At 61.1% G+C, this 22,944-nt stretch carries 21 protein-coding genes; 11 read left to right on the forward strand and 10 right to left on the reverse strand.

What is annotated here, in order from left to right:
- Nucleotides 1–96 precede the first annotated feature (96 nt).
- Entirely contained in the window at nucleotides 97–864 is a 768-nt protein-coding gene (locus tag ACI512_RS06130) for an SDR family oxidoreductase (RefSeq protein WP_236381605.1), read from the forward strand.
- A 62-nt stretch (nucleotides 865–926) separates the two neighbouring features.
- The gene (locus ACI512_RS06135; protein WP_046033933.1) at nucleotides 927–1,832 is read left to right on the forward strand and encodes a cation diffusion facilitator family transporter; all 906 of its coding nucleotides are present in this window, start codon (nucleotides 927–929) and stop codon (nucleotides 1,830–1,832) included.
- On the opposite strand, the gene ACI512_RS06140 is transcribed toward ACI512_RS06135, so the two are convergent.
- The 5 genes from ACI512_RS06140 to ureE form a co-directional block, all read right to left on the reverse strand.
- Nucleotides 1,804–2,922, reverse strand: coding sequence for an AGE family epimerase/isomerase (locus ACI512_RS06140; RefSeq protein WP_236381602.1), 1,119 nt, complete (start codon nucleotides 2,920–2,922; stop codon nucleotides 1,804–1,806). The genes ACI512_RS06135 and ACI512_RS06140 overlap by 29 nt on opposite strands.
- A gap of 181 nt (nucleotides 2,923–3,103) precedes the next feature.
- On the reverse strand, nucleotides 3,104–3,676 hold the full coding sequence (locus tag ACI512_RS06145) for a HupE/UreJ family protein (RefSeq protein WP_236381594.1): 573 nt from the start codon (nucleotides 3,674–3,676) through the stop codon (nucleotides 3,104–3,106).
- Nucleotides 3,677–3,698: 22 nt separating this feature from the next.
- On the reverse strand, nucleotides 3,699–4,313 hold the full coding sequence (gene ureG, locus ACI512_RS06150; protein WP_012721947.1) for an urease accessory protein UreG: 615 nt from the start codon (nucleotides 4,311–4,313) through the stop codon (nucleotides 3,699–3,701).
- Nucleotides 4,314–4,325: 12 nt separating this feature from the next.
- A complete protein-coding gene (locus ACI512_RS06155) occupies nucleotides 4,326–5,000 on the reverse strand; it encodes an urease accessory protein UreF (protein WP_064053967.1) in 675 nt (224 codons plus the stop codon).
- Nucleotides 4,997–5,497 (reverse strand): urease accessory protein UreE, encoded by a 501-nt coding sequence (ureE, locus tag ACI512_RS06160; protein WP_012721949.1) that lies wholly within the window; start codon nucleotides 5,495–5,497, stop codon nucleotides 4,997–4,999. Before ureE ends, ACI512_RS06155 begins: the two co-directional genes overlap by 4 nt.
- Before the next feature lie 276 nt (nucleotides 5,498–5,773).
- Here ureE and ACI512_RS06165 point away from each other — a divergent pair, with 276 nt between their 5' ends.
- Nucleotides 5,774–6,271 (forward strand): C40 family peptidase, encoded by a 498-nt coding sequence (locus ACI512_RS06165; protein ID WP_046033935.1) that lies wholly within the window; start codon nucleotides 5,774–5,776, stop codon nucleotides 6,269–6,271.
- Between the two features lie 5 nt (nucleotides 6,272–6,276).
- Here the strand turns inward: ACI512_RS06165 and ACI512_RS06170 are convergent, their stop codons facing one another.
- The gene (locus ACI512_RS06170; RefSeq protein ID WP_012721951.1) at nucleotides 6,277–6,909 is read right to left on the reverse strand and encodes a TetR family transcriptional regulator; all 633 of its coding nucleotides are present in this window, start codon (nucleotides 6,907–6,909) and stop codon (nucleotides 6,277–6,279) included.
- Nucleotides 6,910–7,075: 166 nt separating this feature from the next.
- Entirely contained in the window at nucleotides 7,076–7,528 is a 453-nt protein-coding gene (locus ACI512_RS06175; RefSeq protein WP_405121695.1) for a hypothetical protein, read from the reverse strand.
- Nucleotides 7,529–7,887: 359 nt separating this feature from the next.
- On the opposite strand from ACI512_RS06175, the gene ACI512_RS06180 reads away from it, so the two are divergent.
- Entirely contained in the window at nucleotides 7,888–9,957 is a 2,070-nt protein-coding gene (locus ACI512_RS06180; RefSeq protein WP_405121696.1) for an AsmA family protein, read from the forward strand.
- A gap of 133 nt (nucleotides 9,958–10,090) precedes the next feature.
- Here ACI512_RS06180 and ACI512_RS06185 read toward each other — a convergent pair whose 3' ends face one another.
- Nucleotides 10,091–10,621, reverse strand: coding sequence for a bacterioferritin (locus tag ACI512_RS06185; RefSeq protein ID WP_010213553.1), 531 nt, complete (start codon nucleotides 10,619–10,621; stop codon nucleotides 10,091–10,093).
- Between the two features lie 168 nt (nucleotides 10,622–10,789).
- Between ACI512_RS06185 and ACI512_RS06190 the strand changes: the two genes are divergently transcribed.
- Nucleotides 10,790–11,680 (forward strand): triacylglycerol lipase, encoded by an 891-nt coding sequence (locus ACI512_RS06190; RefSeq protein WP_064053963.1) that lies wholly within the window; start codon nucleotides 10,790–10,792, stop codon nucleotides 11,678–11,680.
- Here ACI512_RS06190 and ACI512_RS06195 read toward each other — a convergent pair.
- A complete protein-coding gene (locus tag ACI512_RS06195; protein WP_064053962.1) occupies nucleotides 11,677–12,546 on the reverse strand; it encodes a DMT family transporter in 870 nt (289 codons plus the stop codon). The genes ACI512_RS06190 and ACI512_RS06195 overlap by 4 nt on opposite strands.
- Nucleotides 12,547–12,643: 97 nt before the next feature.
- Here ACI512_RS06195 and ACI512_RS06200 point away from each other — a divergent pair, with 97 nt between their 5' ends.
- From ACI512_RS06200 to ACI512_RS06210, 3 genes are all read left to right on the forward strand, one after another.
- Nucleotides 12,644–13,432 carry a helix-turn-helix transcriptional regulator gene (locus ACI512_RS06200; protein WP_236379870.1) on the forward strand — a complete coding sequence of 263 codons (789 nt, stop codon included), beginning with the start codon at nucleotides 12,644–12,646 and terminating at the stop codon, nucleotides 13,430–13,432.
- Between the two features lie 71 nt (nucleotides 13,433–13,503).
- Nucleotides 13,504–13,806 (forward strand): PsiF family protein, encoded by a 303-nt coding sequence (locus ACI512_RS06205; protein ID WP_010213547.1) that lies wholly within the window; start codon nucleotides 13,504–13,506, stop codon nucleotides 13,804–13,806.
- A 230-nt stretch (nucleotides 13,807–14,036) separates the two neighbouring features.
- A complete protein-coding gene (locus ACI512_RS06210) occupies nucleotides 14,037–15,050 on the forward strand; it encodes an AI-2E family transporter (RefSeq protein WP_012721958.1) in 1,014 nt (337 codons plus the stop codon).
- A 140-nt stretch (nucleotides 15,051–15,190) separates the two neighbouring features.
- Here ACI512_RS06210 and ACI512_RS06215 read toward each other — a convergent pair whose 3' ends face one another.
- A complete protein-coding gene (locus ACI512_RS06215) occupies nucleotides 15,191–16,459 on the reverse strand; it encodes an Hsp70 family protein (protein WP_405121697.1) in 1,269 nt (422 codons plus the stop codon).
- A 238-nt stretch (nucleotides 16,460–16,697) separates the two neighbouring features.
- Here ACI512_RS06215 and ACI512_RS06220 point away from each other — a divergent pair, with 238 nt between their 5' ends.
- The 3 genes from ACI512_RS06220 (at nucleotide 16,698) to ACI512_RS06230 (ending at nucleotide 22,873) form a co-directional block, all read left to right on the forward strand.
- Nucleotides 16,698–17,642, forward strand: a complete 945-nt coding sequence (locus ACI512_RS06220; protein WP_012721960.1) for a DnaJ C-terminal domain-containing protein — start codon at nucleotides 16,698–16,700, stop codon at nucleotides 17,640–17,642.
- Between the two features lie 267 nt (nucleotides 17,643–17,909).
- The gene (locus ACI512_RS06225) at nucleotides 17,910–20,951 is read left to right on the forward strand and encodes a dermonecrotic toxin domain-containing protein (RefSeq protein ID WP_236379866.1); all 3,042 of its coding nucleotides are present in this window, start codon (nucleotides 17,910–17,912) and stop codon (nucleotides 20,949–20,951) included.
- On the forward strand, nucleotides 20,948–22,873 hold the full coding sequence (locus ACI512_RS06230) for an NEL-type E3 ubiquitin ligase domain-containing protein (RefSeq protein ID WP_405121699.1): 1,926 nt from the start codon (nucleotides 20,948–20,950) through the stop codon (nucleotides 22,871–22,873). The genes ACI512_RS06225 and ACI512_RS06230 overlap by 4 nt, the downstream gene beginning before the upstream one ends.
- Nucleotides 22,874–22,944: the final 71 nt, after the last annotated feature.

The raw sequence follows: 22,944 nt of genomic DNA on the forward strand, positions 1-22,944 counted from the left end.
CTGGGCGTGGACGTGTGTGCGTAGCGGTTGCCGCAAGCGCTGCGTAAAGGCATTCTGCTGGCTGATTTTTTTCCCGATGCCCGCAAGGAGAACACCATGTCCGACACGCTGTTTATTACTGGCGCAACCTCAGGCTTCGGCGAAGCCTGCGCCCGTCGCTTTGCCGACGCCGGCTGGAAACTGGTGCTCACTGGCCGTCGCGCCGACCGCCTGAATGCGCTGGTCGAAGAGCTTTCCAAGCAGACCGAAGTGCATGGCCTGGTCGTGGATGTGCGTGACCGCAAGGGCATGGAAGACGCCATTGCCAACCTGCCGCCCTCGTTCGCCACGTTGCGTGGGCTGATCAACAACGCCGGCCTGGCCGTGGGCACTGACCCTGCGCCCAAGTGCAGCCTCGACGATTGGGAAACCATGGTCGACACCAACATCAAGGGCCTGCTGACCACCACCAGCCTGCTGCTGCCGCGCCTGATTGCGCACGGCCGTGGCGCCGGGATCATCAACCTGGGCTCCATCGCCGGCAGCTACCCGTACCCAGGCAGCCACGTGTATGGCGGCTCCAAGGCGTTCGTGAAGCAGTTCTCGCTGAACCTGCGCTGCGACCTGCAAGGTACCGGCGTGCGCGTCACCAACATCGAGCCAGGCCTGTGCGAGAGCGAGTTCACGCTGGTGCGCTTCGGTGGCGACCAGGCACGGTATGACGCGACGTATGCAGGTGCCGAGCCGATCCAGCCGCAGGATATTGCGGACACGATCTTCTGGGTCATGAACACACCGGCACATGTGAATATCAACCGGTTGGAGTTGATGCCGGTGAGCCAGACGTGGGCTGGGTTTGCGATTGAGCGCGGTGCCAAAAGCTGAAATACCTTTCGGGGGTGAGCGGGGCAAGCCCTCTCACCACAAAGGTTTTGACAGGAGGAAATGTGAGTAACCGAGGTGAGCAGGCACTGCTCAAACAATCGACCATCCTGATGTTCGCCGTGGCGATCGCCGGGATTGTCACGGGTGTGGTATCCGGCGCCCAATCGATTCTGTTCGACGGCTTTTTCTCGCTGATCGCCACCGCCATCAAGGTGTTGATGCTGATCACAGCCAAGCTGATCGCCAAGAAAAGCAACGAGCGCTTCCAGTTCGGCTATTGGCACCTGGAGCCGATGGTGCTGCTGATCGAAGGCAGTTTCCTGCTACTGATTGCCATCTATGCATTTCTCAACGGTGTGTTCGGCATTATCAATGGCGGACGCGAGATCGAGTTGGGGCTGGTGATCATTTATGCGGCGGTGTTTACCGTCGTCGAGTTTGCCTACTTCTTTTATGTGCGCTACCGCAATCGCACGCTGAAATCATCGCTGATCCAGTTCGACAACATCAGTTGGCTGGTGGACGCGATGCTGTCGGTGGGTTTGCTGATCAGCTTCCTGGCGGCGCTGTTGCTCAAGTCTCAGGGCTATGGCGAGTGGGCGGTGTATGTCGACCCGTTGATCCTGATCCTGCTGGCCCTGAGCATGCTGGCGCCGGCATTCAAGATCCTGCGCCCGGCATTGCGCGAGGTGCTGGGGATCGCCCCGGACCAGTTGGATGACAAGGTGCGTGAAGTGATGGAGGCGGCGCAGGCCAAGCATGGTTTCGACGACTACGTGTCCTATGTGCAAAAGCACGGGCGGGCGCGGTTTATCGAAATCCATGTGGTGTTGCCGGCGGATTACCCGGTGGATAACGTCGCGACTCTGGACGAGCTGCGCGAAGAAATATCCACAGGGCTTGGCACGCCGGATGCGGCGCGCTGGCTGACGATCAGCTTTACCGGGGATCGCAAATGGATTGCTTAAGGCCCTGGTAACAGGTTGCCAGGTGATACGGCGTGGTCGAAGGCATATCCCACCGGCTCACCGCTCCCTGGGCATCCAGGCATTCATGCCAGCCTTTGGCATGCAGGAAACGTTGTTGCAGCGCCAGCAATTGGCGTTGCAGCACCGCTTCGTTGTTCGGCCGCAAGGTCAGTGCCCGCAGGTACTCGGCCTGGGCCCAGATGCGTTGGGTGCCGTCGCGCATCGTGCCGTCCAGCGCCAGCATGCCGCTGACCGCACCGCTGGTGTTATCCACACCCTTAAGCTCTGCGTAGGCAAAGGCCCGTGTCAGCGAAGCATGCAGCGGCGTACCGCGCAGTACCGCCGAAGACTCCAGCAAGAAGAACCACTCGAACTGGTGCCCCGGCTCGAACCAGTTATCCACCGCGCCCAGCGGTTTTTCCATCATCACGCCGTGCTGGCGGTCGATGAAGCGCTGTTGCATGGCCGTCGCCAACGCCAACAGGGCTGCCCGCACCTGGGGGTCTTCACGCACGGTGAGGGTGGCGAGGAAGCCTTCGGCCAAATGCATCAAGGGATTCTGCAACGGGCCGGAATTGAGGGACGACCAATTGCGGTCCAGCACGGCTTCGTAAAGACCGTCGCCGGTGGAAAATCGCTCGGCGACGACTTCCAAGGCAGCATTGAGCACCGACTCCACCAGCGGTTCGCGCACCTTGGCCCAGTAGTGGGCACAGGCAAAGATGATGAACGCGTGGGTGTAGAGGTCTTTGCGCTTGTCCAGCGGCTGGCCGGCCGGGTCGATGCTGTAGAACCAGCCGCCGTGCTCGGCGTCGTGGAAGTGCCGTTGCAGAGAGCGGAACAACGCCGCGGCGCGTTCTTCGGCAAACGCCGCATCGGGCTCGCCGATCAGGCTGGCGAACAGGTACAACTGCCGGGCGCAGGCCATGGCGCGGTAGCGTTGTGGGGGCAGTGGCTGGTGATCGGCGTCCAGCGCCTCATAGGGCAATGCCAAGTCGGCATTCCAGCCGGGGCCTTGCCAGAGCGGCACGATCAGGCGGTGGAAGTGCGTTAGCAGGGTGTTCAAGGAGGGTTGGAAAGCGCTGGGCATTGGCTGGCGTCGTCACGGCAGGGGTGTAGGCGCGCATGGTAGCAGGCTTGGGTTCGGTGGTGTCTGGTCTACCGCTATCGGGGGCAAGCCCCCTCCCACACCTGGACCGTATTTCAAGGATGTACTCGGTCAACTGTGGGAGCGGGCTTGCTCGCGAAGGAGCCTTCAGCAGCGCCGCGAATCAGCCCGCCAGCAACCAAACCCCAGTCGCCGCCGAAGCCGCCCCGGCAATCCGCACCAACGGCGCCGCTGCCGCCGGCAGAAAGCGCACCATCGCATAACCGGCCGCGTGCAGCACCGCCGTTGCACCGACAAATCCGGCTGCATACGCCCAAGGGCTGGACATGTCCGGCAGCTCCAAACCATGCGCCACGCCGTGGAACAGCGCGAACAAGGCCGTCGCACCCACCGCCATAAACAGCGGCGGACGCACCGCCAGCGCTACCGCCAGGCCCAGGGCCAGCACCGACGCCGCAATCCCGCTTTCCAGCGCCGGCAACGCCAAGCCTTCAAAACCCAGCACGCCGCCGATCAGCATGGTGCCGACAAAGGTGCACGGCAGTGCCCAGCGCGCCGCGCCTTTTTGTTGGGCGGCCCACAAACCGACCGCCACCATGGCCAGCAAGTGGTCGATACCGCTCAGGGGATGGCTGATACCGGCCACCAGGCCGTTGTCGCCGTGGCCCGGGTGAGCAAAGGCCAGGGCGGGGGCCAGCAGCAGGGCGGCCGCTGCGAGGAGTTTTTTGAGGCTCATGGACAGGTTCCTTATGGGTTGATCAGGCGGCGGTCAGCAGGCCTTGGCGTTCGATGAAGGCGACGATCTCCTCCAGGCCGACACCGGTTTTCTGGTTGCTGAACACAAAGGGTTTACCGTTGCGCATGCGCTGGGTGTCGCTGTTCATCAGCTCCAGCGACGCGCCGACCAGCGGTGCCAGGTCGATCTTATTGATCACCAACAGGTCGGATTTGCAGATGCCGGGCCCGCCCTTGCGTGGCAGCTTGTCGCCGGCAGACACATCGATCACGTAGATGGTCAGGTCGGACAGCTCCGGGCTGAAGGTGGCCGAGAGGTTGTCACCGCCGGACTCCACCAGGATCAGGTCCAGGCCGGGGAAGCGACGGTTGAGTTGGTCGACCGCCTCCAGGTTGATCGAGGCGTCTTCACGAATCGCGGTGTGCGGGCAGCCGCCGGTCTCCACGCCGATGATGCGCTCCGGTGCCAGGGCCTGGTTGCGTACCAGGAAGTCGGCGTCTTCGCGGGTATAGATGTCGTTGGTGACCACGGCCAGGTTGTAGCGATCGCGCAGTGCGAGGCACAGGGCCAGGGTCAGGGCGGTCTTGCCGGAGCCTACCGGGCCGCCGATGCCGACGCGCAAAGGTTGTGTGTTCATGAGTGTGTTCTCCTAGGAACGGAACAGGCGGCTGTACTGGCGCTCGTGGGCCATGCACGCCAGGGACAGGCCAAAGGCGGCGCTGCCGAGAGGGTTGGGGTCGATGCGGCTGGCGTCCTGCTGGGCTTGTTGCAACAGCGGCAGCAATTCGCTGGTCAGGCGTTGGGCGGCTTGCTGGCCCAGCGGCAGGGTTTTCATCAACACGGCCAATTGGTTTTCCAGCCAGCTCCACAGCCAGGCGGCGAGTGCGTCGGCGGGGCTGATGCGCCAGGCACGGGCGGCGAGGGCCCAGCCCAAGGCCAGGTGCGGCTCGGTGTGTTGTTCGAGAAAACGTCGCGCGGCGTCGTCCAGTTCCGGCAGGCCATTGAGCAGTTGTTGCAGCGAGTAGCCCATCTGCCGGCTCTCCTGATACAGCTCGCGGGTTTCGCGACTGGCGCGGTGTTCTTCACACCGCTGCGCCAGGCGTGGCCAATCCGCTTCCAGCGCGGCTTGGCAATGGGCGAGCAGCAGCGGGGCTTCGAAGCGCGCGAGGTTGAGCAGCAACTGGTCGCTGATCCAGCGTCGCGCACTGGCCGCGTCAGCGACACGGCCGTTCTCCACCGCCATTTCCAGGCCCTGGGAATAGCTGTAGCCGCCAATCGGCAATTGCGGACTGGCCAGACGCAGCAGCGCCCAGGCTGGGTTCATAGACGTACGCCGAACTGGTGCAGCTTGGGGGGGTAGTTGAAATCTTCGTCGCCATGGCGCGAATGATGATGGCCGCCGCCATAGGCGCCATGCTCCGGCTGGAACGGCGCCTCGATGGTTTCAGTCTGCGCACCCAACTGTTCGAGCATGGCCTTGAGCACATAGTCATCGAGCAGGCGCAACCAGCCGTCTCCCACTTGCAACGCCACGTGGCGATTGCCCAGGTGATACGCCGCACGGGTCAGTTCAAACGCATTGCTGCAGGTCACGTGCAGCAGTTGTTCAGGCCGAGCACACACACGTACGACGCGTCCGTCTTCAGCCTGTAGGAATTCGCCATCGTGCAGCGGTGGCTGGCCACGCTCCAGGAAAAGGCCGACGTCTTCACCGTCGGCACTGAAACAGCGCAGGCGGCTTTTGCTGCGTGCTTCGAAATTCAGCAGCAGCTCGGCGGCCCAGAGGGCTTGAGGGGCGATTCTGCGGTGGATCACCAGCATCAGGAAGCTTCCAGCTATGAGCGATGAAACAGCTAGAGCAAGGGGCTTGCCAATCTCAAGGGGAAGTAGGAATTGCCTGTAGGCAGTACGTTGACGCCACTAAATAGGGCGAGAGGAGATTCTTTGTGTGCGCCAAATTGGTGCGAATTATTGCTGGTTGCACGCGCGATGGGCATTTTCGGATTTTCCCTACAGGGTATGCGGAATCGGCGTCCATCAGCTTACCTGCGAGAACAGTAGGCTGTGCGCCGTGTTTAATTCACTGCGACGTCCATCATGTTCAAGTCATTTTGTTGCCTGGTTATCGTGGGTTTGTCTTTCACTCTTTCATCGGCTTCCGCCAATCTGACCTCCCATCCCTCGTTCACGGCTTCACTGAAGCAAGCGTCTATCGATGATGTGGTTGACCGCGCCCATGAACTGCTGGGTACGCCTTACAAGTGGGGCGGCACCTCGGCGGATCAGGGCTTCGATTGCAGCAGTTTCCTGGTCTATCTGTTCAAGACCCAAGCCAATATCCAACTACCGCGCACCACGACGGCCATGCAGCGGTCGACTGCCGCCACCATCAAACGCAACGCACTGGAGCCCGGCGATGCGGTGTTTTTCAAGGGGAATGGGCGCGGCCAGGTCGGCCACGTGGGCCTTTATGTAGGTGAGGGCAAATTTATCCATTCGCCACGCACAGGCAAGAACGTCCGTATCGATTCCTTGAGCAACACCTACTGGAACAAAAACTACACCACCGCCAAGCGTTTTCACTCGTCTGGGTGATTGCCTTATTCAGTGCTGCCCAGCCCTTGCCAATGCTTCAAGCCAATAAAGATGAAGCGCAATTGCTGGGTGATTTTCGCCTGGGGCGTGAGGTGGTCCGGCAGCGCCTGGGCGGGTGGGTCGATGATGTCGGGGAGGGTGGCGAACACGCTCTTGACGATCAGGTCGGCCATCACGTGCAGGCCTTCTGGATCCAGATGCTGCAGTTTGGGCATCAGCGTCAGGTCGGCAGCCAAATCACGGGTGATGTCTTCGCGCAATGCACCAATCGCTTGGCGCACGGCCAGGCAGCCACCGTATTGCTCGCGGGCCAGGAACAGGAATTGCGAACGGTTGGCCGAGACCACATCGAGAAAGATCCGCACGGAGGCATCGATAATGCCGCCCATCACGAATTCGTTGTGGCGCACCAGGCGGATCGTGGCGCGGAAGGTCTGGCCCACTTCACTCACCAGCACGAGTCCAAGTTGGTCCATGTCGGCAAAATGACGATAAAAACCGGTGGGCACGATGCCGGCCGTCTTCGCCACTTCGCGCAGGCTCAGGCTGCCAAACCCACGGCCACACTCCATCAGATGGCGGGCTGCGTCCATCAGGGCGAGGCGGGTCTGTTGCTTCTGTTCGGCGCGGGGCAGCATGGGCGGGCGGGCTTTGTCGGCAAGTACAGCGACGCACTCTAGCAAAACAGCTTCGCTGGCGTCGAACTTGGCGGGGAGGGCGGGCGTGTCAGGGTCTACAAACAGGGCCTACAAAAAGTCAAAAGCCCGATCGACTGATCGGGCTTTTTTCTGGGCCACCACGGGGTTAGCTCTGTGCTTGATGCAGTTCTTGCAGACGGTCTGCACCGCCTTCGGCAACACCTTCGGTGTAGGCGCGTTCGTTGGCTTGTTCAGCGCCGCCTTCAACCAAACCTTTCTGTTCCAGGCGATCACGGCCGCCTTCGGCAACAGCGTTACGTTCCTGCAGGCGGTCAGCACCGCCTTCAACCAAGCCTTTTTGTTCGAGGCGGTTGCGGCCATTTTCGGTCAGGCCTTCGGCGTAAGCGCGTTTGTTGGCGTGTTCCGAACCGTTTTCAGCAACAGCGCCTTTGGCATAGTCACGGTTCTCGTCTTCTTGCGAACCGCTGCGGGCCAACGTCTGGTTGAAGTGAACGGCGTCGGCTTTGACTTGTGGAGTGGCCTGTTCGGCAGCTGGCAGGGCAAAGGCGCTGGAAGCCAGGATGGATAACAGGACGGTAGCGAGTACTTGGCGTTTCATGATGGGTTGCTCCTTGGGAGGGCGATAAAGTGGGTACAGGGCTAATGCTACTCTCGATAAGTCGATATAAAAGTTCATAAACACAATGGTAATAATCAACGGAATTGATTGTTCTTGGCGGGGGCTCTAGAACGGGCCTCTCAAGCACGCGGTTTTGCACCGGTGTGGGTATTTTCGACACGCGCATGGGTAACAATGGTGCGCCTTCGTAGGGGGAATCTGTCGAGCTGGTCAGAAATTGAGGTTTTTCCCGGCAAATCCAGGATTGGGTTAAACCCCCGTAGGGTTTGCCAGTCGTAGTTCTATAAGCTGTCCTTAAAGGCTGTCACCCAGCCAGTCGTATTCAGGAGTTATGTGCAATGACGCGCACTCGTAAAATCGTCGCTTGGAGCTGCGCCAGCTTCGTACTGTTAATCGCCGTGGTGGTATTGGTCCTGGTGTTCTTTGACTGGAACCGCATCAAGCCGCCACTCAATGCCAAGGTTTCCGAGGAGTTGCATCGACCGTTTGCCATCAACGGCAACCTGGCGGTGGTATGGGCGCGTGAGCCCGATGAGGGCGGTTGGCGCGCCTGGGTACCGTGGCCTCACGTGATTGCCGAGGACCTGACCCTGGGCAACCCCGACTGGTCGAAAAAACCCCATATGGTCACCCTCAAAAAGGTTGAGCTGCGTATCTCGCCTCTGGCGTTGCTGGTGCAGCGCGTGGTGATCCCGCGCATCGACCTCACTGAGCCGGACGCGCAGCTGCAGCGCCTGGCCGACGGGCGCGCCAACTGGACCTTCAAGTTCGACCCCAAGGACCCTGACGCCGAACCTTCCAACTGGGTGGTGGACATCGGTGCCATCGGCTTCGACAAGGGCCACGTGACCCTCGACGACCAAACCCTCAAGACCCAACTGGATGTGATCATCGATCCGCTGGGCAAGCCCATTCCCTTCGGCGAAATCGTCGGCGATGCCGATGCCAAGAAGGCGTTGGAGAAAGGTTCCGCGCCCCAGGACTACGCATTCGCCCTCAAGGTCAAAGGCCAGTATCACGGCCAGAAACTCGACGGCAGCGGCAAGATCGGCGGCCTGCTGGCCCTGCAGGACGCGGCCAAGCCGTTCCCGTTGCAGGCCCAAGTCAAGATTGCCGACACCAGCATCGCCCTGGCCGGCACCCTCACTGACCCGCTCAACCTGGGTGCCCTCGACCTGCGCCTGAAGCTCGCCGGTTCCAGCCTGGGCAACCTCTACCCGCTGACCGGCGTGACCCTGCCGGACTCACCGGCCTACTCCACCGACGGTCACCTGATCGCCAAGCTGCACGAAGCCAACGGCGCCTCGTTCCGCTATGACAACTTCAACGGCAAGATCGGCAACAGCGATATCCATGGTGACCTCGCCTACGTCGCCAGCCAGCCGCGGCCTAAGCTCAGCGGTGCGCTGGTGTCCAACCAACTGCTGATGACCGACCTCGCCCCCCTGATTGGTGCCGACTCCAATGCCAAGCAAAAAGCCCGTGGCGCTGACAGCAAGCAACCCGCGAACAAAGTGCTGCCGGTGGAAGAGTTCCGCACCGAGCGCTGGCGTGTCATGGATGCCGATGTGGAATTTACCGGCAAGCGCATCGTGCACAGTGCCGATCTGCCCTTCACCGACCTCTACACTCACTTGGTGCTCAATGACGGCGAACTGAGCCTCGAACCTCTGCGTTTCGGCGTGGCCGGCGGCAAGTTGGACGCACAAATCCGTTTGAACGGTCGCACGACCCCGATGGAAGGCCGCGCCAAACTCACCGCGCGCAACTTCAAGCTCAAGCAGTTGTTCCCGACGTTCGAACCGATGAAAACCAGCTTTGGTGAACTGAACGGCGATGCCGATATTTCCGGTCGCGGTAATTCCGTGGCAGCGCTGCTGGGCACTTCCAACGGTGACCTGAAGATGCTGATCAACGACGGCGCAATCAGCCGTGGCCTGATGGAAATCGCCGGGCTCAATGTGGGCAACTACGTGGTAGGTCGCTTGTTTGGCGACAAGGAAGTGAAGATCAACTGCGCGGCAGCAGACTTCGGGATCAAGACCGGCCTGGCGACGACGCGGTTGTTTGTGTTCGATACGGAGAACGCCATCATCTACATCGATGGCACGGCGAACATGGCCACGGAGCAGTTGGACCTGACCGTCACCCCGGAATCTAAAGGCTTCCGCCTGTTCTCCCTGCGTTCACCGTTGTACGTGAACGGACCGTTTATCAAGCCGAATGCCGGTGTGAAAGCCATCCCCCTGACGCTGCGTGGCGCAGGCATGGTGGCGCTGGGAGTCATCGCTGGTCCGGCCGCCGGGCTGCTGGCGCTGGTTGCCCCAAGCGGTGGTGAGCCCAATGAGTGCGCACCGTTGCTGCAACAGATGAAGGAAGGCAAGGCGCCCAAGACCGTGAAAGGCTAACGGGTCATACACAGTTAACAAATGTGGGAGGGGGCTTGCTCCCGATGGCGGCATATCAGTCGATATCTCAATTGACTGATCCACCGCTATCGGGAGCAAGCCCCCTCCCACATAGGTATTGCGTGTTGCTGGGTTACAGGCTTTCGAGAATATCCGCCATGTCATCGGCGTGCTCTTCTTCCTGAGCGAGGATTTCTTCGAACAGACGGCGCGTGGTTGGGTCTTTATCGCCGATGTACTGGATGATTTCGCGGTAGCTGTCCACGGCGATACGCTCGGCGACCAGATCTTCGTAGACCATTTCCTTCAGGTCTTTGCCCGCGACGTACTGCGCGTGGGAGTTCTTCGACAACAGGTCCGGGTTGAACTCCGGTTCACCGCCCAGCTGCACGATGCGCTCGGCGAGTTTATCGGCGTGTTCGGCTTCCTGAGTCGCGTGCTCGAGGAATTCCTGCGCGGCCACCGCGGCCTTGATGCCACTGGCCATGAAGTAATGACGCTTGTAGCGCAATACGCAGACCAGCTCAGTGGCCAGCGAGGCGTTCAGCAGGCGAATGATCTCTTCGCGGTCGGCGTCGTAACCCTCGGTCACGGCACCGTTTTCGACGTTCTGGCGGGCGCGGCTGCGCAGGGTCGCAACGTCAGTCAAGTTTGCTTCAGTCATCTCAATCTCCTGGGGCTAATCCGGGTTTACGCCACGCTCTGTCGGCGTGATCGCTTCCAGTTGTGAGTGGTGGGCTGCGCAAAAAGTTTTATCGGATTTATGTCACAACCTCGTCGCGGGACTCGGCTAGCCTATTGGCATCCCTTCCTGATCACGGACGTTCGGCCCATGCCGCAGTCATTAGCCACGCGTTACCCCCTGGTGTTGGTGCCCGGCATGCTCGGATTCGTGCGCCTGGGGTGGTTCCCCTACTGGTACGGCATCGTCCCGGCACTGCGGGCGGGTGGGGCGCAGGTGTTTCCCGTACACGTGGCGCCGCTGGATTCCAGCGAGGTGCGCGGCGAGCAATTGCTGGTGCAGATCGAGCGCCTTCGCCGTGAAACCGGGGCCGACAAGGTCAACCTGATCGGCCATAGCCAAGGCGCACTCACTGCCCGATACGCGGCGGCCAAGCGCCCGGAGTGGGTGGCGTCGGTGACCTCGGTGGCCGGGCCCAACCATGGGTCGGAACTGGCAGACCATATCCACACCCATTACCCCGTTGACGGCGCCAAAGGTCGGATCATGAGCGCGCTGTTTCACCTGGCCGCCTGGGTGATGGGCGTGTTGGAAACCGGGTACCGCGGGCCACGCTTCAAGGCGGATTTGCAGGCGTCCCACCACTCCCTGACCAGCGCCGGCGTGGCGCTGTTCAATCAAAACTATCCACAGGGGTTGCCGCAGACATGGGGCGGGCAGGGCGCCGAGGAGGTCAATGGCGTGCGCTATTACTCGTGGTCCGGCACCTTGCAACCGGGTATCACCGACCGTGGCCGCAACCTTTTCGACGGCACGAATCGCAGCTGCCGCGTGTTCGCCCGCAGCTTCGTGCGCGAAAAGGGCCAGTGCGACGGCATGGTCGGGCGCTACAGCTCACACCTGGGCTTGGTGATCGGTGATGACTACCCCTTGGACCACTTTGATATCGTCAACCAGTCGCTCGGGCTGGTGGGCAAGGGGGCCGAGCCGATCCGGCTGTTTGTCGAGCATGCCCGGCGCTTGAAGGCGGCCGGGGTTTAACGCACCGGCGTGGTCCAGCGTTCCGACAAGATCACCCCGCCCAAGGTCAGCAGACCGCCCACCAAGTGATACAGCGCCAGCTCCTCCTTCAACACCACGGCGGCAATCAACGCGGTGATCAGCGGCAGCAGGTTGAAAAACAACGTTGTGCGGCTCGGGCCCAAGGTCTTCACCGAATGCATCCACGCCAGCGGCGCCAACATCGAAGCCAGCAGGCATGCATACAGCACCAGCGGAATGTTCGCCCAGCCAAGGCCGGCCTTGGCCGAGAACAGGAACAGCGGAAACAGCACCACCACCGCCACCAGTACCTGTAGATACAGCAACACCAGCGGTGGCAGGCGCAGTTGCCATTTCTTCAGCAGGGTGCTGTAGACCGCATACGCCAGGGTCGCGACCAGCATCATGCCGTCGCCCAGGTTGACCCCATGCTCCAGCAATGCGCCGAGGCTGCCGGCCGACACCACCACGACCACGCCGGCGAATGACAGCACCGCGCCGGTCAGCGCGCCGTAGGTCAGGCGCTGGCCGAGGCTGATGATGGCCGCCGTCAGCGCCATCAACGGCATCAGCGACAGGATAATGCCCATGTTGGTGGCGCTGGTCAGCGACGCGGCGTAGTACGCCAGGCTTTGATACACCGCCATGCCGAGTACGCCGAGGATGAACACTTTGCCCAGGTTTGGGCGGATCAGCGCCCAATTGGCGATCACCGGCTTGACCATGAATGGCGTAAACAGCAGCGCCGCCAGCAGCCAGCGATAAAAGCCGATTTCCGCCGGGAAGATCGAGCCCACAGCCAGTTTGTTGACGACGGTGTTGCCGGCCCAGATAAAAATGGCCAGCAAGGGATAAGCGTATTGCATCGAAAGGAGCCCGGTGTGTAGATGAGGCAGGATTATCCATTGTCTGGATCGAAGCTTATACTGCGATCCAGACAAACGACCTTTGTATCCAGACAATATGGCCAAGCACAACGTACGCCTTGCGGATTTCCCTCGGTTGCCGAGCCCGGTGTACTTCCGCTACTCGGACTTCGCACCGGATACCGAATGCACCCCACACCAGCATTTCTGGGGCTCGCTGGATTACTCCGCGAGGGGGGTGATGCGCATGGAAGTGGCCGGCAGCCGCTTCATGTCACCGCCGCAGTACGCCGTGTGGGTGCCGCCGCATACCGAGCACAGTTCCTACAACGCCGAAGCGATCGTCTATCACTCGGTGGGGTTGGCGCCGGAACTCTGCGAGCAACTGCCGCAGCAGCCTTGCACCCTGGCCATCAGCGATATTCTTAAGGCCATCCTCAGCGACTTCGCCCAGCGTGACGTGAATATCCCGCACACCGACGCTGACATCCGCCTGGCCCAAGTGCTGGTGGACCAGCTCAAGCAAGCGCCAATCCATGAGTGCTTCCTGCCCTACGCCCGTCACCCCGGCCTGCTCGGTGTGTTGGAAGGCATGCAGGCCGGCCCCGGCGACAACCGCCCGCTGGCGCACTGGGCCGAACAGGTGCACGTGAGCGAACGCACCCTGGCGCGCCAGTTTGTGCGGGAACTGGGCATGAGCTTTGGCGAGTGGCGCCAACGCCTGCGCTACCTGGCGGCCATCGAGGCCCTCGACAGCGACCGCAGCGTGCAACAGGTGGGGTTCGACCTCGGCTACAGCACCGCGTCGGCGTTTATTGCCATGTTCCAGCGCCAGGCCGGTTGCACCCCTGAGCAGTACCGTCGGACGCATATCCGCGGCCGATGAAGATGTAACAAGCTTTGACTACACTGCTGGGTAGGCCGTGCCCTCCGGCACGGTAACAGGGAGAAAACTCCATGAAGATGCTGCGAATTCCGCTGTTGATGATGGGCCTGCTGCTGTGTTCCCAGGGTTTTGCCGCCACCGCCCAGCAAAACAAAATGACCACCTGCAACGCCGAAGCCACCACCAAGACGCTCAAGGGCGACGAGCGCAAGGCGTTCATGAAGACCTGCCTGTCGGCCCCGGCGGCCAATGACGCCAAGACCCTCACACCGCAGCAGCAGAAGATGAAGGATTGCAATGCGTCGGCGAAAACCAAAGCGCTGACCGGTGATGCGCGTAAAACCTTCATGAGCACCTGCCTGAAAGGTAGCTGATTACGCCCGTCGACGGTGGGAGCGGTTTTTTTTGTGGTGAGCGGGCTTGCCCCGCGCTGGGCTGCGGAGCAGCCCTATTGGGATGTGTGGTGATGCCGTCGGGGGGCAAGCCCCACTCACCACAGCAAGCCAGCTCCCACACTTGATCGCATTCACAACCTACCCACTCGCTTGATTCACTCAAGGCTGGCAGACTGCCCATCCTTTAACGCCGCTCGTTTTGAGGCTGTATGCCAACGTTTTCTCAGCGTCATGTGTTGTTGCTGGCCAGCTACATCATCATTTTCGGCGGGTTGCTGCTGGTGCTGCCGCTCAAATTGCTGCCCAGCCTGCTGGCCGGCTTGTTGGTCTATGAACTGGTCAACATGCTCACCCCCCAACTGCAACGGTTGATCGAAGGCCGGCGCGCGCGCTGGCTGGCGGTGGCTTTGCTTGGCACCTTGATTGTCAGCGTGCTGGCCCTGATCTTTGCCGGCGCCATCAGCTTCCTGCTCCACGAAGCGGAAAACCCTGGTGCGTCCCTCGACAAATTCATGGGCGTGGTCGACCGTGCGCGCGGCCAATTGCCGCCGTTCCTCGACGCCTACCTGCCCGCCAGTGCCGCCGAGTTCCGCGTCGCCATCGGCGATTGGCTGAGCAAGCACCTGAGTGAACTGCAACTGGTCGGCAAAGACGCCGCCCACATGTTCGTTACACTGCTGATCGGCATGGTGCTCGGCGCCATCATCGCCTTGCAACGCGTGCCCGACCTGACCAAACGCAAACCCCTGGCCGCCGCGCTGTTCGACCGCCTGCACCTGCTGGTCCAGGCGTTTCGCAACATTGTTTTCGCCCAGATCAAAATCGCCGCGCTCAACACTGCCTTCACCGCCATATTCCTGGCGGTGGTGCTGCCGTTGTGCGGGATTCACCTGCCGCTGACCAAGACCCTGATCGTACTGACCTTCCTGCTCGGCCTGCTGCCGGTCATCGGCAACCTGATGTCCAACACCCTGATCACCATCGTCGCGCTGTCGCTGTCGATCTGGGTGGCGGTGGCGGCGCTGGGGTATTTGATCGTGATCCACAAGGTCGAGTATTTCCTCAACGCGCGGATCGTGGGCGGGCAGATCAGTGCCAAATCGTGGGAGTTGCTGTTGGCGATGCTGGTGTTTGAAGCCGCATTCGGCCTGCCGGGCGTGGTGGCGGGGCCGATTTATTATGCGTATTTGAAGAGTGAGCTGAAGCTGGGCGGAATGGTTTAAGGCATGTTTGCCTGGGCGGGCCTCATCGGGGGCAAGCCCCCTCTCACATGTACTGTGGTTACACCTGTCGACGTGTGAACACAGTCAGTGTGGGAGGGGGCTTGCCCCCGATGGCGTCACCCCGGTGTTTCAGCTGAAATTCAGCAGCCGTAGCGCTTACTGGCCTCAATCGCCAACCCGCTACCGATACTGCCAAAGATATTCCCTTCCACATGCCGCGCATTCGGCAACATCGCCGAGATGCTTTGGCGCAGTGCCGGAATGCCGCTGGAACCCCCGGTAAAGAACACCGTGTCCACCTGCGCCACGCTCACCGAGGCGTCGGTCAGCAGTTGCGTCACGCTGTTGCGCACGCGCTCCAGCAAGCCATCAATGGCCGACTCAAACAGTGCCCGGCTCAGCTCCACGCTCAACCCCGGTTCAACCCGGTCCAGCAACACGTGGCGGCTGTCTTCGTGGGTCAGTTGGATCTTGGTTTCTTCCACTTCCATCGCCAGCCAGTGCCCGGCGCGCTGTTCAATCAACTTGAACAGGCGGTCGATGCCGCCGGTGTCTTCGATGTCGTAGCGCATGCTGCCCAGGGCCAGCTGGGATTTTTGCGAGTACACCGAGTTGATGGTGTGCCAGGTGGCCAGGTTCATGTGGTGGCTGGTGGGCATGTAGGCGCCGCTTTTCATGCGGCTGCCGTAGCCGAACAGCGGCATCATGCCTTGCAGGCTGAGCTGTTTGTCGAAGTCGGTACCGCCGATGTGCACACCGCCGGTGGCGAGGATGTCATCGTGGCGGTTGTCGTTGTGACGGCGGTCCGGGGACAGGTGCACCAGGGAGAAGTCGGAAGTACCCCCGCCGATGTCGACGATCAGCACCAGCTCTTCCTTCTCGATGGTGGACTCGTAGTCGAATGCGGCCGCAATCGGCTCGTACTGGAACGAGATGTCCTTGAAGCCGATCTTGCGCGCCACGTCGACCAGGGTGTTTTCGGCTTCCTGGTCGGCCATCGGGTCGTCATCGACGAAGAACACCGGGCGGCCCAGCACCACTTCTTCGAACTCGCGGCCGGCGTTCGCTTCGGCGCGGCTCTTGAGTTGGCCGATAAACAGCGCCAGCAGGTCGGTGAAGGGCATCGCGGTGCCGAGCACGCTGGTGTCGTGCTTGATCAGCTTGGAACCCAGCAGGCTCTTGAGGGAGCGCATCAGCCGGCCTTCATAGTTCTCCAGGTACTCGTGCAGCGCCAGGCGACCGTAGACCGGGCGGCGCTCCTCGAAGTTGAAGAACACCACCGACGGCAGGGTGATCTTGTCGTCCTCCAGCGCGATAAGCGTTTCCATGCCGGGACGGATCCAGCCGACGGTGGAGTTGGACGTGCCAAAGTCGATACCGCAGGCACGGGCTGGGGATGGGTTTTTCATGTCTATCGGGTTCCGGTTGAAAAACGGCCGCGCAGTGTATGCCAGTCGAGGGCGGATGCGTAGGCCGACCATCCGTTAAATCGTGCTTGAAACTGGGGGATTTGCCCCCACATCTGCTGCATACGGCAAGTGCCGATAACACTTTGACGCACCCCCAGGCCACAAGACTCAACAGGTGCAAAGCAGCGCACGTTGTGCCCCGGGCTGTGCGATCTCGATAAAGGATGGTGAACCGCCGATGGATTTCAAAGACTACTACAAGATTCTGGGTGTCGAGCCGACCGCCGATGACAAGGAAATCAAGGCGGCCTATCGCAAACTCGCACGCAAGTATCATCCTGATGTCAGCAAGGAAAAAGACGCCGAAGCCAAGTTCAAGGACGCGTCCGAAGCCTATGAAGCGCTTAAAAGCGCCGACAAACGCGCCGAATACGACGAACTGCGCAAATACGGCCAGCATGGCCAACCGTTCCAGGGACCTCCGGGCTGGCAGAGCCGTGGTGGCTATGGCGGTGGCGGCGGTGGTGAGGATTTTTCGGACTTCTTCAGCTCGATCTTCGGCTCGCGCGGCGATGCCTTCGGGGGTGGCCAGCGCCGTCCTGCCGGGCGTAAAGGCCAGGACGTGGAGATGCAGCTGTCGGTATTCCTGGAGGAAACGCTGTCCACCGAGTCCAAGCAGATCAGCTTCCAGGTGCCGCAATACGACGCCTCGGGCCGCCATGTCAGCAACACCACCAAGAGCCTGAATGTGAAGATCCCGGCCGGTGTGGCCGATGGCGAGCGTATCCGCCTCAAGGGCCAGGGCGCGCCGGGGATTGGCGGTGGGGCCAATGGCGACCTGTACCTGATCATCAAGTTTGCCCCGCACCCCAAGTTCGAAGTGGACGGCGAAAACCTGATCATCAACCTGCCCCTGGCGCCATGGGAATTGGCGTTGGGCACGGAAGTGGCGGTGCCGACCCTCACCGGCAAGATCAACCTCAAGGTGCCGGCCGGCAGCCAGAACGGCCAGCGTATGCGCGCCAAGGGCCATGGCTTGCTGAACAAGGCCGGGCAGCGCGGCTACCTGTTTGTGCAACTCAAGGCGGTCATGCCGAAGAACACGGATGACGAGGTCAAGGCGCTGTGGCAGGAACTGGCGCAAAAGGCCGCGTTCGATCCGAGGGAAGCCTGGAGCAACTAAGGGGTATTTAGTTGACGTCCATCTGCAGGGGGCCATGCGTAGATTAAGCGATCCGTCTTAATTTACGCGCAGGTCCCCGCAATGCCAGAACTGTCAGCCCCAAACAGGCCCGTGACACGCCATCAAGGCGTCCACTTTGAACTGATCAAAAACGCCATCCCGCAGTGCCTGTTGCAATCGTCAACGGCTCGGCGCAAAGCCCTCAAAGCGATACAGCCCGACAGCCCCGACGGGTACCAGGCACTCACCGAACCCCAGCAGTCAGTCTTGAAAACACTGACCGAGGCCAGTTGCCACGCGCAAAACCAGTTCGATCTGTCGAACCGGGGCATTCAGGACATCACAGACTTCGCCAAACCCTTGCTGGTGGCGGCCCTCAAAGCGGCCGGCCATGAGCTGGATGTCGATAACACCTGGCTGCGGCTTTATTACCCGGTGGAATACACGTTTTTCGGCATACCCGTGGGCGTTAATACGGCGGGTTATCGCACCCGCACGTTCTCTCTGTTACAGGCGGCCCTGAACAACTTCGAGGCGTTTGAAGCCCTGCCCGATTACTTCGACAGCGTGTCTTCATTTATCAGTGCGCCCGATGCCCAGGGACATTTCGATATCGTTCGCATCAAGCTCACGGTTGCGCAGTTTGTAGCGATTTGCCGAACCCTGGATATCGGTGGGCTTTACGCCAAACACGTGAACGATTTTTTCCACGGCGGTACGCAGGCGGAGCAAGTCGCCATTTCCACCGCGTACACCTTGAACCAAAAGGCGGCGTTAAAAGCAGCGGCGTATTTGGCGCTGCTCAAAGAAGACATCGAACTTCGGCACTACGAGCTGTTGGTTGACGTGATCCATGACAAAGACGATGTCCGGGACAACGGACGCCCGGTCACCTACAGCCCGCTGCGCATCCTGGGCTACAACCTGACGGAGTGTGCCGTGTTTTTTCGCACACACGCCAACCGCTACGACGGTAGTTACGTCATTGCCTACATCCCGGATGACCCCGATCACCCGGTGAAAACCTATCCGTCCTTCCGTGATTTCGAAGCAGAGTTGACCCACCAACTGATGTACCGGCCCGAGGGCAGCCGTATTGACAGCGGGCGCGACGTGCTCACCGACTACCAGCGTTTTTTCAGCCGTTTTCTCTCGGAGAAGGACCGGCCGCACTTTTTCCTGCGCCTGACTCAAAAGGTTCTGGATTCTCCAGCGGGGAGCAATTGGAAGGACGACCTGCGCGGTTACCTCAAATACCTCAGCCCTGTCTCGAACTTGAAAGGCCCCATCGAGGATCGTCACTGGCGACGTGACCCTCGGGAAAATGTTGAACTGCATATCAGCCTGTCGCTGAACTTCCAGTGGGTCGGTCTTTCAGGCATCTGGTACGAAATGTTCGGCCAGTGGCGTCAGCGCCGGCTGGACGATGGTCAGGTGCTGGCGGTGTCCACCGCCAAGGAAGACACCCAGACGCGCGAGCGCCGACTGTCCAACTTCCTGAATGTGGGCATGCTCGTCGTCGGCATTGCCGCCTTTGTGGCACCGCCCGTGGGCGCCGCGATGCTGCTGGTGACCGCCAACCAGCTGATCAGCAGTGTCTTCGAGGGCGTGCGTGATTGGCGCCAGGGCGATGTTGAGGCCGCGTGGGCGCACCTGACCGACGTTTTGGAAAGCCTGGCGACGCTGGCGGAAATGGCGGTGATCTTTCACTACGTGGCCTCGCCATTTGTCGAGGGCTTGAAGGCCGTCAAATTGCCCAACGGTCAAACGCGCCTATGGAAGCCAAACCTGTCGGCGTATGCCCGACGTGTGCCGCTGCCCACCGACTCACAGCCGGATCACCTGGGGCTGTATCGTTTACCGGGGCGTTCGGTACTGCTGCTGGACGAACAGCAGTACGAGGTCGTGCAAGACCCGCAAAGCGGTCATTACTCCGCGCGCCATCCCACGCGCGGCAACGCCTACCAACCGCGCTTGCGCCACAACGGCGAAGGGGTCTGGACCCATGAACTCGACCAGCCGCTGCAATGGCAAGGTGCGCAGCTGCGTGACCGCCTGGGCGTGGCGTTCGAGCGTTTCGATGATGTCCAGCGTAAGCAGATATTGGCCGTCAGCACGATGAGCGAGGACGTCTTACGCAAGCTGTACGTCGAGTCCGAGCCGTTTCCCGGCCTGCTCAAGGACACGCTGCGGCGCTTTGCCGCTGATGCCGATGCGCGTGAGGTCATTGAGCAGATACGTCGCGGCCGTTGCAGCAGCACGCTGTGCGACTACGCGGCGGCACTGATGGTCGACCTCCCTGGGTGGCCCGCCAACACCGTCATCGAGGTGTTCAGCCCGTTCGGTGAGCAGGCGCGTTATGGCCTGCGCAGCGCAATGGCAGGTGACATCCTGAGGGTGTCCAAGGCCGACTTGATGGCCGGGAAACTGCCCGAACGTAGTGTGCAATTCCTTAACGACGAACAGATCAAACAGGTGCTGGGCCAGCACGCCCCTGCGGACGCCACAGCGCGGGCCGCGCAGTTGCAGCAGCGGCTGGCCGCCTTCGCCGAGCGCAGTGGGCAGCGGCTGTTCAACAGTCTTTACAGCGACGAACCGCTGCTGAGTGGTGATTCACAACGGGCATTGATTCAGGTGATCCAGCGTCGTTTTCCCGAGATGCCCACCAGCATCGTTAGGGAGGTACTTTACCGAGCGACACCCAAGGAACTTGAGACCCTGAACGCCCCCTTTGGTCCAAGCGCCGAGCAGCGCCGACTGATACCGCTGCGGATCAGCGAAGCACTGCGTTACCTGCAGCAGCGTGTACGAATAGCACGGGCGTATGAAGGCCTTTACCTGGAGAGTCCGGCCAATCCCGACGCGCCAACGCTGGTGCTTAAAACCCTGGAAACCCTGCCGGGATGGAGCGGCGAGGTGCGCATTGAGCTTCGCGATGAGTCCCTGTCCGGCTCGCTGCGCACCAGCGTTGGTCCAGCGTTTGCGCTTGAGACCAAAGTGCTGGTGAAAAACGGCACGCGGTATCAGGCATTCGACGGCCAAGGCCATGAGCTGCATGCGCCGGACACCCTGTATGCCGCGTTGCAACATGCTCTGCCCGATAGCGAACGTACCGCCATGGGACGGCCGCATGTGAGTGAGGCGCCTGCGTTGAAACACGCGATTCAGGACAACGCACTGGCACCCAAGGCCCTGAGAAAGGCCTTGAACCTGCCGGTGGAAACACCTTGGTTTGAACGCGTGATGCGCGTGGCCGCCCGTCGTGACGGCTACCCCTTGAATGCCGTGTGTGGGGAGGTGGCCTTATGAACGGCGGTTGCGAAGTGACCAATCAGGACCGCGCAAGAGTGCGTCAGATCTACCCCTATTGGCGCACCAGCGAAGTCGATAGCTTTTTGCGCAGCCTGGCTGACCGGCGCGGGGCGCGCCTCACCGAGTTGGAGGCGCAGTTCGCCAGTTTGAAGCAGACCCTCGACGCCTGGCATGGGCTGGCCCTGGAGTGGCCCGCGCAAGAGGGCAAGGTGGTGCGGGCGACCGATTATGCGCGCAGCGTCATCCGCATGAAGCTGCTCAACAGTTGGCAGGAGGTCGCAGGGGAGCCTGTTTACAGTCGCAGTCACCGGTTTATGGGTTACAAACTCAGCTTCAACGGTTTCGAGGCGCCCACATTGCCGGTCTTGCCTGCCGGGTCCTTTCCGTTCATCAGCTTTATCGACCTGGGGCACATGAGCTTGCTTGAGGTCCCGGCCGAGTTTTTACGCGCGTTCCCTCATCTGAAAACGTTCGAGGCCCCCAACAACCGCCTGACGCAGGTGCCTGCGGCGTTGGGTGAGCAGACGCGTCTGGTAACCCTGGACGTAGCCAACAATGATCTCACCACCCTCGATACCCCGCTCTTGCAACGCTGCACGACGTTGCGTCGGCTGACACTGCGAGGCAACCCACTGGAGGGCGCGCTGGATCTGAGCGCCCTGACGTGGCTGACCCACATTGATCTGGTCAGCATGGGCCTGACCCGCATGCCCTCGGGCCTGCGTGAGCTGGCGAACCTTGAGATCCTCGACCTGCGTGACAATCAGATCACCCAGGCGTCCAACGAGCTGCTGGACCCGGCTGACGAGGACCCTGTCGCCATGCGCAGAATTTTTATCGCCACCTACCTGGACGGTAACCCGCTTTCCGCCCAGGGGCTCGATGACTACGCAGAGGTGCACGTACGGGTCACCCAGCCGGGCAGGGTGCCCCAAGGGCCGCTGGCAGTGACGGCGCCAGAGCCGGTGATAGCCAGCGCCAGTGAGCGCTTGGCGCAATGGATGCGTGATGTGCCTGAGGGGGAGCGGGCCGCCAGGACCGAGCGTTGGACACTGCTCAACGCAGCGCTGATCGAGCGCGAGGCACCGGGTGTGGAACCCGACGGAACAATCCTGCCCAGTGAGAAGTTTTTCAGGCTGTTGAGTGAGTTGAGCAAAACCGATGATTACAAAAACGCCTATTCGAATCTGGCCTCACGGGTATGGGCCCTGTTGGATGCGGCGGCCGAATCGGGTGAGCTACGCGAAAGCCTGTTTGAGTTGGCGGGTGAAGTAGACACCTGCCAAGACGGTATTACGTTGGTGTTCAGTCGGCTGGAATTGCGCCGCCTGTCTGACGAGGAACTGGGCGTGGTTGATGATGCACAGGCCTCAACCCGCTTGCTCAAATTGGCCCAGGGCCTGTTTCGTCTCGATGAGGTGGAGCGTATTGCACAGCGAGATGCCGACACGCGTCTTGAAGTCATTGCCCAGTCCCATGACACGCTCAAAAGCAAGGTGAAACGGGCCTTGGCGATCGACCGCGTGGAAATACGCCTGGCCTACCGTATCGGCTTGCGCGACCGCCTGGGCTTACCGGGGCAACCGCAAGAGGCGGTCTACCTGGCCACTGCGCAGGTTACCCCGCAGATGCTGGCCGCGGCCGAAGCTGAAGTGCTGGGATTGGAGGGCTCGGCCAAGGCATTTATCGCCACCACCCAGCGCGAGTTCTGGCAGGTGTTTTTACAGCGCAAATACGCCGATCAGTTTGCGGCTAACCGCGACCCCATCCTGGCGCGGCTTGAAGCCTTGAGCACCGAAGATGACCTCACAAGCGAGCGCTACCGTGACGCCAGCAACGCCTTGATGAATGAGTGGTCGACCCTCAAGCAAGCCCTCATCAAAGGGCTGACCGCTGCTGAAATGGCCGAACAGCCATAACCGGACAACCCTGCATAGTTAAGGCTTGCGTCTTGTGGGTGATGAATACGATGACGGCTTCATCACCCAAT

The sequence above is a fragment of the Pseudomonas petroselini genome, assembly GCF_045037875.1.
Taxonomy (GTDB): Bacteria; Pseudomonadota; Gammaproteobacteria; order Pseudomonadales; family Pseudomonadaceae; genus Aquipseudomonas; species Aquipseudomonas petroselini.